Origin of the sequence: Corallococcus sp. CA041A, from assembly GCF_003612075.1 — a bacterium.
Lineage (GTDB): Bacteria > Myxococcota > Myxococcia > Myxococcales > Myxococcaceae > Corallococcus > Corallococcus exiguus.
Genome location: NZ_RAWF01000371.1, coordinates 1 through 7,482, shown reverse-complemented (window position 1 = coordinate 7,482; position 7,482 = coordinate 1). Strand labels below are relative to the sequence as shown.

The following is a 7,482-nucleotide window of genomic DNA, read 5'->3' as shown; positions in this document are numbered from 1 at the left end:
GCCCCCGCCCCCGCGCCCCAGAAGGGGGAAGCGACCGCGGAGGACCGGCGCAAGAAGCTCTTCGGCGCGTTCGACAAGTCCGCGAAGCCCACGGAGCCGGAGGAGCTGGAAGGCGCCGAGGACGGCGACCCGGACGGTGACTCCGCGGTGGCGGAGGGCGAGCGGTACTACGGCCTTTTGAAGTCCCAGGTGCGCCGTCACTACAACGTGGCGGACACCATCCCCGACGCGGAACGCCTGTACTTGAAGGCGCAGGTGGCCATGAAGCTGGGCCGCGCGGGCGAAGTGCTGGACGTGAGCCTGGCCAAGGCCAGCGGCAACGAGCTGTTCGACGCGGCGGTGGTGGCCGCCGTGCGCAAGGCTTCCCCCTTCTCTCCTCCCCCCGATGCGCTTCGCGACGCGCTCCAGAAGAACGGCGTCGTCCTGGTGTTCAGCCCATGAAAGCCTTCCTGCTCTCGCTCCTCCTCATCCCCGCGCTGGCGCTGGCGCAGGCGCCCGTCATCGAAATCTCCGGCGCGAACTTCCGCCCGCTGCCGCTCGCGGCCCCCGCGCCCGTGGTGCAGGAGGGCGCGGACAAGAAGGCCGCGCAGTCCTTCGACACCGCCTTCACGTACGACCTCACCGCCTCTGGCATCTTCCAGGTGCTGGACCGCGCGGGCTTCACCGCGGACGCCAAGGAAGGCATGACGGCGGGCAGCATCAACTTCAGCCGCTGGGCTGACGTGGGCGCGGAGTCGCTGGTGAAGGTGTCGCTGGCGCAGGACGGCGGCGCGCTGCGCGGCGAGCTGCGCCTGTTCAGCGTGGCCACGGGCAAGGAAGAGATGAAGGTGTCCAAGGACGCACCGGCCGGTGAGCCCCGGCAGCTGGCGCACGCGCTGGCGGACGCGCTCTACCGGCACTTCACCCGCGAGGCGAGCCCCTTCCTGTCGCGCATCACCTACGTGCGCAAGGCCGCCGCCAACCGCGACGTGTACGTGGCGGACTGGGACGGAATGAACGCGCAGGCGCTCACCAAGGGCGGCACGCACATCCTCCCCACGCTCAGCCCGTCCGGCCAGGTGGCCTACACGTCCTACCGGAAGAACCGGCCGGACATCTACGTGCAGTCCCCCGGCGGCGAGGCGAAGCCGCTGGTGACCGACGGCCAGATGGCCACGGGCATCGCCTACTCGCCGGACGGCAAGCGCATCGCCTACGCGCTGGCGGAGGGTGAGAGCGCGCAAATCTACGTCGCCGCGGCGGACGGCTCCGGCGCCAAGGCCATCACGGACACGCCCTACGGCCTCAACACCAGCCCCACCTGGTCGCCGGACGGCAAGCGCATCGCGTTCGTGTCCAACCGGGGCGGCAGCCCGCAGGTGTACGTGATGGGCGCGGACGGCTCCGGCGTGAAGCGGCTCACCTTCCAGGGCAACTACAACCAGACGCCGGACTGGTCGCCTCGCGGGGACCTCATCGCCTTCACCGCTCGCGACGAGCGCAACGCGTTCGACCTCTTCACCGTCAACGTGGACACGGGCAAGGTGACGCGCCTCACGCAGGACCAGGGCAACAACGAGGAGCCCACCTTCTCCCCCAACGGCCGGCTGATCATCTTCAGCACCAACCGCAACGGCGGCGCGCACCTGTGGGTGATGACCTCCGAAGGCAACAACCAGGTGCCGCTGCCCATGGAGAAGGGCAACTGGCTGACCCCGGACTGGGGCACCGCTCCGGCGGCGAAGTAGTCCGTCACGGCGGGTGACGTTGACAGGGGGGACGCGCCGGGGTGCATTGCGCACCCCATGAGCGCTCCCCTCCCCGCCCACAAGACCCACTGGGGGTTGGACCCCCAGGTCGTCTTCCTCAACCACGGCTCGTTCGGCGCCTGCCCCAAGCCGGTGCTCCAGCACCAGTCGGAGCTGCGGGCCCGGCTGGAAGCGGAGCCCGTGCGCTTCCTCGCCCGCGAGGCGGAGCCGCTGCTGGACGAGGCGCGCGCGGTGCTCGCGGCCTTCGTGGGCGCCAGCGCGGATGACCTGGCGTTCGTGCCCAACGCCACCACGGGCGTGAACACCGTGCTGCGCAACCTGCGCTTCCAGCCCGGCGACGAACTGCTCACCACCGACAACGAATACAACGCGTCCAAGAACGCGCTGGACGTGGCCGCCGCGGAGAAGGGCGTGAAGGTGGTGGTGGCGAAGCTGCCCTGGCCCGTGACTTCGCCGGAGTCGGTGGTGGACGCGGTGATGGCGCAGGTGACGCCTCGCACGCGACTGCTCCTCGTGGACCACATCACCAGCCAGACGGCGCTGATCATGCCGCTGGCGGAGCTGGTGCGCAGACTGCGCGAGCAGGGCGTGGAGACGCTGGTGGACGGCGCGCACGGGCCGGGCATGGTGCCGCTGGCGCTCCAGGAGCTGGGCGCGGCGTACTACACGGGCAACTGCCACAAGTGGCTGTGCGCGCCCAAGGGCGCCGCGTTCCTGTACGTGCGCCGCGACCTGCAGCCGGACTTCAAGCCCATGGTGGTGAGCCACGGGCACAACTCGCCGCGCAAGGACCGCTCGCGCTTCCGGCTGGAGTTCGACTGGGTGGGCACGGTCGACCCCACGCCCTTCCTGTGCATCCCCACGGTGATCCGCTTCATGGAGGGACTCGTTCCGGGCGGGTGGCCGGAGGTGATGGACTCCAACCGGCGGATGGTGCTGGCCGCGCGGCACAGGCTGGACGCGAAGCTGGGCAACGCGACGCCGCTGTGCCCGGAGTCCATGGTCGGCAGCATGGCGTGCGTGGCCTTGCCGGACGGCTTCCCGGAGCGCCCTGAACCGCCGCTCTACGTGGACCCCCTCCATGTGCGCCTGTTCGAGGAGCACCACATCGAGGTCCCCGTCACGGCCTGGCCCCGGGCGCCCCGGCGGCACCTGCGGCTGTCCGCGCAGCTCTACAACTCCGCGGCGGACTACGAGGCCCTCGTGCGCGCTTTGGAAGCGCTGCTGCGTTGAGTAGTGTGCGCGGCATGCCGCGCTTCGCATCCATCGATATCGGGACCAACTCCGTGCTGCTGCTGGTGGCGGACCGCCAGCCGGACGGCCGCTTCCAGGCCGTGGTGGAGCGCGCGGAAATCACCCGCCTGGGCCGGGGCGTGGACACCAGCCGCGTGCTGTCCTCCGAAGGCATGGAGGCCACGCTGGCCGTGCTGGTGTCCTTCGCCAACGAGGCCCGGGAGCTGGGCGCGGAGGCCATCGCCGTGTCCGCCACCAGCGCCGCGCGCGACGCGAAGAACGGCGCGGACTTCATCGCCGCCGCCAAGGCCCGCGCGGACGTGACGGTGGAGATCATCCCCGGGGAGATGGAGGCGCAGCTGTCCTTCGCCGCGGTGGCCCAGGACTTCGCGAGCGAGGCCGCGGGGCCGCTGCTGGTGGTGGACATTGGCGGCGGGTCCACGGAGTTCATCTACGGCAGCGACGCCGGCACGGTGGCCTTCCGCCACAGCTTCGACGTGGGCGCCGTGCGGCTCACGGAGCGCTACGTGCGCACCGACCCGCTGTCCCCCGAAGAGCGCGGCGCCATCGAGGCGCACCTGCGCGACACCTTCTCCGCCCTGCCCCCGCCTCCCCCCGGCGCGATGCTGGTGGGCGTGGCCGGCACGGTGACGACGCTCTACGCCGTGCAGCACCAGATGGCGACCTACGACGCGGAAGCGGTCCACGGCGGCACGCTGTCCCGGGGCGAGCTGGACGCGCTCACGGACCAGCTGTGCGCCATGCCCCTGGACGCGCGGCGGACGCTGCCCGGCCTCCAGCCCAAGCGCGCGGACGTCATCCCCGCGGGTGCCCTCATCCTGCGTGAAGCGGTGAAGGCGCTGGGCCTGGATGCGTGCCGCGTGAGCGACCGAGGCCTGCGCTGGGGCCTCCTGGCACACCGCTTCGGCTCTGGCTCCGGCTCCTCTCGCTCATGAACGCCTCCTCCCCCGCCGCTCCGTCCAGCTCGCACGCCACGCAGTCCGTGCGCGCGGGCTACGCGCTGTTCATCCTCACGCTGATCAACCTGGTCAACTACCTCGACCGGTACATCATCGCCGTCGCGCTGCCGGAGATTCAGAAGGACTTCGGCATCAACGACGCGCAGTCCGGCCTGCTGGGCACCGTCTTCATCATCGTCTTCATGCTGGCGTCGCCCCTGGGCGGCTTCCTGGGAGACCGCATCCCCCGCCGGCTGCTGGTCGCGGGCGGCGTCATCCTGTGGAGCCTGGCCACGGGGGCCAGCGGCCTGGCGTCCAGCTTCACGGCGCTCCTGCTGGCGCGCGCGGTGATTGGCATTGGCGAGGCGGGCTATGGCGCGGTGGCGCCGTCCATCATCTCCGACCTGTATCCGCGCGAGCAGCGCACGCGGATGCTGTCGTACTTCTACATCGCCATCCCGGTGGGCTCCGCCATGGGCTACGGCCTGGGCGGGTGGCTGACGCAGACGTATTCGTGGCACGCGGCGTTCTTCGCGGGCGGCGTGCCGGGGCTCGTGCTGGGCACCATGGCGTTCTTCATGCCGGAGCCCCAGCGCGGCGCCATGGACGGGCCGGACGCGGCGGTGAAGCTGCCGTTCATGGAGGGCCTCAAGGGCCTGGGCCGCAACATGGCCTTCTGGGCCACGACGGCCGGCTACACGCTGATGACGTTCTCCATTGGCGGCCTGGCGTTCTGGATGCCCACGTACCTGGTGCGCGAGCGGCACCTGTGGCTGGAGCACCCGGGCCGCGTGGGCCTGGTGTTCGGCGCCATCACGGCGGTGGCGGGCCTCACGGGCACCGTGGCCGGCGGCTGGCTGGGCGACAAGATGGACCGCAAGCGCGCGGGCGGCGGGTTGTGGCTGTCCGGCATCGGCCTGCTGCTCGCGGCGCCGTGCATGTACCTGGCGGTGAACCTGAAGGACACGACGCTGACGTTCGCGGCGATTGGCGTGGCGCAGTTCCTCATCTTCCTCAACAGCGGGCCCATCAACGCGGCCATCGTCAACTGCGTTCCGCCCGCGTTCCGCGCCTTCGCCATGGGCCTCAACGTGCTGTGCATCCACATGCTGGGGGATGCCATCTCGCCCACGCTCATCGGGCATATCGCCGACATGGCCAGCCTCCACACCGCCATCGCCATCAACGCGGTGCCGGTGCTGCTGGGCGGACTGGCGCTCCTCCTGGGCGCGAAGCTGTTCCGGGAGGCCACGCCGCGCGTGCAGCAGGGCTGACCGCCCTCGTTCGAAACGCCGGGGCCCGGAATGCATCCGAGCCCCGTTCAGTTCACCCGAGCAGGTTCACTGCTCGCCGGGGAAGGAAGCGGAGGCGTTCGTGACGGTCGTGCATTCGCATCCGCTGCATGCCTGGGACACGCCCTCGGGCTCCCTGGTCGTCGCGTGCGGGCACGCCCCGCAAGCGCCCTCTCCCCACACCGCTTCGCATCCGCAGGCCGTGCTCGCGCTCTACACGGGCGGGCGGGCCGTCATCGACCAGCGCACCCGGCTGACGGTGTCCGCGGGCGACGTGATGCTCATCCCCGCGGGTGAGAAGCACCGCACGGTGGCGTCCGAGCGGGCGGAGGTCTGGGGGCTCGGGTTCCATCCGTCCGCCTTCACGCACACGGAGGTGGGGCCACTGTTGGAGCCCTTCGAGCGCGTGCGCCAGGGCGCCTCCGCCGTCGTGCCGATTCCGTCCGGGCGCCAGGAGCACCTGGTGCGGCTGTTGTCGGAGCTGCACGCGGAGACGCGCGCACCGCACTGCGCGATGGGCGAGCAGGTGACGCGCAGCCTGTTCTCCCTGGTGCTCGCGGAGGTGGCCCGCTCCAGCACGTGGACTCCGGTGGAGTCGCGGGCGTCGCTCGTGGGGGATGCGCTCACGTTCATCGAGCGCCACTGCCTGGAGCCCATCTCGCTGCGCGAGGTGGCCGCGGCCGTGGGCCGTTCGCCCGCGCATGTCACCACCGCGCTGAAGCAGGCCACGGGCCGCAGCGTGGTGGAGTGGATCATCTCCGGACGGATGGCGGAGGCACGACGGCGGCTGATGTCCACGGACGAGCGCGTGGACATCATCGCGGAGCGCGTGGGCTATGCGGACGCCACGCACTTCATCCGCCTGTTCCGGCGCGCGGAGGGCCTCACGCCCGCCGCGTGGCGCAAGCAGCACCGCGCGCCGTCCGCGCACTGACGGACCTTCGTCTCAGTGCGCCTTCTGCCGTGAGGGGGCGGGCTTCCCCGTCACCTCCGTGAAGCGGCGGTCCGCGTCCTCCAGGATGAGGGCGTGGTTCATCATCGCCGCGGCGATGGTGCCCGCACTGGCCGCCGCGATGGCCGCCTGCATCGGCGTCGTCATGTCCCCCACCGCGACGACGCCGGGCACGGACGTCTCTCCCGTGGGGCTCGCCTTCACGTAGCCCAGGTCATCCAGCTCGAGTCCCAGCCGCGTCACCAGCTCGTGTTGCTTCTGCGGCGGCGCGGAGAACATCACGCTCCGGGCGATGCGCGTCCCGTCCTCCAGCTCCACTTCGGCCAGGCGTCCGTCCTTCCCATGCAGCGCGCGGATCTTCCGCTCCTCCAGGGGGATGCCCAGCGCCTGGAGCTTCTCGCGCTGCTCGGGTGGCACCTCGAAGGCGCCGTGGGTGAAGACGATGAGGTCCCTGGACCAGTTCTGGATGATGGGCGCGCCGTCCAGGTACTGCGGGTTCTTCGCCAGCATCGCGAACGGTTGGTCCTGGACCTCCCAGCCGTGACAGTAGGGACACTGGAAGATGCTGGGCCCCCACAGCTCCTTGTAGCCGGGGATGTCCATCATGACGTCCACCACGCCCATCGCCAGCAGGAGGCGCCGGGCGTCCACCGACGTGCCGTCGCCCAGCGCCACGCGGAAGCCGCCCTCGTGCTTCTCCACGGAGCCCACCCGCGTGTCGCGCACCTCCACGTTGGGATAGGCCTTCAGCTGCTCGCGGCTGATGCGCCGGAACTCCGGTGGCGGGATGCCGTCGCGCGAACCGAAGCCGTGCATGTGCTCCGCCGCCGCGTTGCGCGGCGTGCACGCGTCACAGAGCAGTACCTTCTTGCGCCCGCGCCCCAGATACAGCGCGGCGTTGAGCCCGCCAGGGCCGCCTCCCACGATGACCACGTCGTATGCCGCCATTGCCCTGCTCCTCGTGCCGGTCGTTGATTCCGTTCGGGGAACCTAACGACCGGCCCGGGATGGCAGGAGAGCGGGCCTTTCGACGGCATCGGCGGATCTTCCGGTCCGCCCACGCCACCCGCTACCGAGCGACGGGCGCGTCGAGCTTCGGCCGGTACTCCTCCGCCAACCGCTCCACCTCGCCCGCCAGCCGCTCCCCTTCCGAGAGCAGCCGGGCCTTCAGGCGCTTCCGGTTGCCCAGCGTGAAGAACAGCTCCAGGTCATGACGGATGGCGTCCCAGCGCTCCACGAAGGACAGCGTGAACAGCGCCAGCGGCGGGATGCCCACGAAGGTCCCCAGCCCCCACGCC

Annotated in this window: 7 protein-coding genes and 1 pseudogene; 6 read left to right on the top strand and 2 right to left on the bottom strand. The window is 70.9% G+C overall.

Annotated elements, in window-relative coordinates; translation table 11 throughout:
* The 6 genes from D7V77_RS38810 to D7V77_RS38785 all read left to right on the top strand — a co-directional run.
* The coding region (locus tag D7V77_RS38810; protein ID WP_147452302.1) for a TonB family protein at positions 1-441 on the top strand (441 nt) is incomplete at its 5' end.
* Positions 438-1,727 carry a PD40 domain-containing protein gene (locus tag D7V77_RS38805; protein ID WP_120581253.1) on the top strand — a complete coding sequence of 430 codons (1,290 nt, stop codon included), beginning with the start codon at positions 438-440 and terminating at the stop codon, positions 1,725-1,727. The genes D7V77_RS38810 and D7V77_RS38805, both read left to right, overlap by 4 nt.
* A 57-nt stretch (positions 1,728-1,784) precedes the next feature.
* Complete coding sequence (locus D7V77_RS38800; RefSeq protein ID WP_120581252.1) at positions 1,785-2,981, top strand: aminotransferase class V-fold PLP-dependent enzyme; 1,197 nt, start codon at positions 1,785-1,787, stop codon at positions 2,979-2,981.
* Between the two features lie 14 nt (positions 2,982-2,995).
* Positions 2,996-3,937 carry a Ppx/GppA phosphatase family protein gene (locus D7V77_RS38795; protein ID WP_120581251.1) on the top strand — a complete coding sequence of 314 codons (942 nt, stop codon included), beginning with the start codon at positions 2,996-2,998 and terminating at the stop codon, positions 3,935-3,937.
* Complete coding sequence (locus D7V77_RS38790) at positions 3,934-5,214, top strand: MFS transporter (RefSeq protein WP_120581250.1); 1,281 nt, start codon at positions 3,934-3,936, stop codon at positions 5,212-5,214. The genes D7V77_RS38795 and D7V77_RS38790 overlap by 4 nt, the downstream gene beginning before the upstream one ends.
* Before the next feature lie 100 nt (positions 5,215-5,314).
* Positions 5,315-6,166 carry an AraC family transcriptional regulator gene (locus D7V77_RS38785; protein ID WP_120581249.1) on the top strand — a complete coding sequence of 284 codons (852 nt, stop codon included), beginning with the start codon at positions 5,315-5,317 and terminating at the stop codon, positions 6,164-6,166.
* 12 nt (positions 6,167-6,178) lie between these two features.
* Here the strand turns inward: D7V77_RS38785 and D7V77_RS38780 are convergent, their stop codons facing one another.
* Both D7V77_RS38780 and D7V77_RS38775 read right to left on the bottom strand, forming a co-directional pair.
* Entirely contained in the window at positions 6,179-7,132 is a 954-nt protein-coding gene (locus tag D7V77_RS38780) for an NAD(P)/FAD-dependent oxidoreductase (protein WP_120581248.1), read from the bottom strand.
* A gap of 121 nt (positions 7,133-7,253) precedes the next feature.
* A pseudogene (locus tag D7V77_RS38775) lies at positions 7,254-7,482 on the bottom strand (acyltransferase); the annotation flags it as partial.

Excerpts from the sequence above, each read along its gene's own strand:
- D7V77_RS38795 (WP_120581251.1), top strand. The coding sequence starts at position 2,996 with ATGCCGCGCTTCGCATCCATCGATATCGGGACCAACTCCGTGCTGCTG.
- D7V77_RS38790 (WP_120581250.1), top strand. The coding sequence starts at position 3,934 with ATGAACGCCTCCTCCCCCGCCGCTCCGTCCAGCTCGCACGCCACGCAG.
- D7V77_RS38780 (WP_120581248.1), bottom strand. The coding sequence starts at position 7,132 with ATGGCGGCATACGACGTGGTCATCGTGGGAGGCGGCCCTGGCGGGCTC.
- D7V77_RS38805 (WP_120581253.1), top strand. The coding sequence starts at position 438 with ATGAAAGCCTTCCTGCTCTCGCTCCTCCTCATCCCCGCGCTGGCGCTG.
- D7V77_RS38800 (WP_120581252.1), top strand. The coding sequence starts at position 1,785 with ATGAGCGCTCCCCTCCCCGCCCACAAGACCCACTGGGGGTTGGACCCC.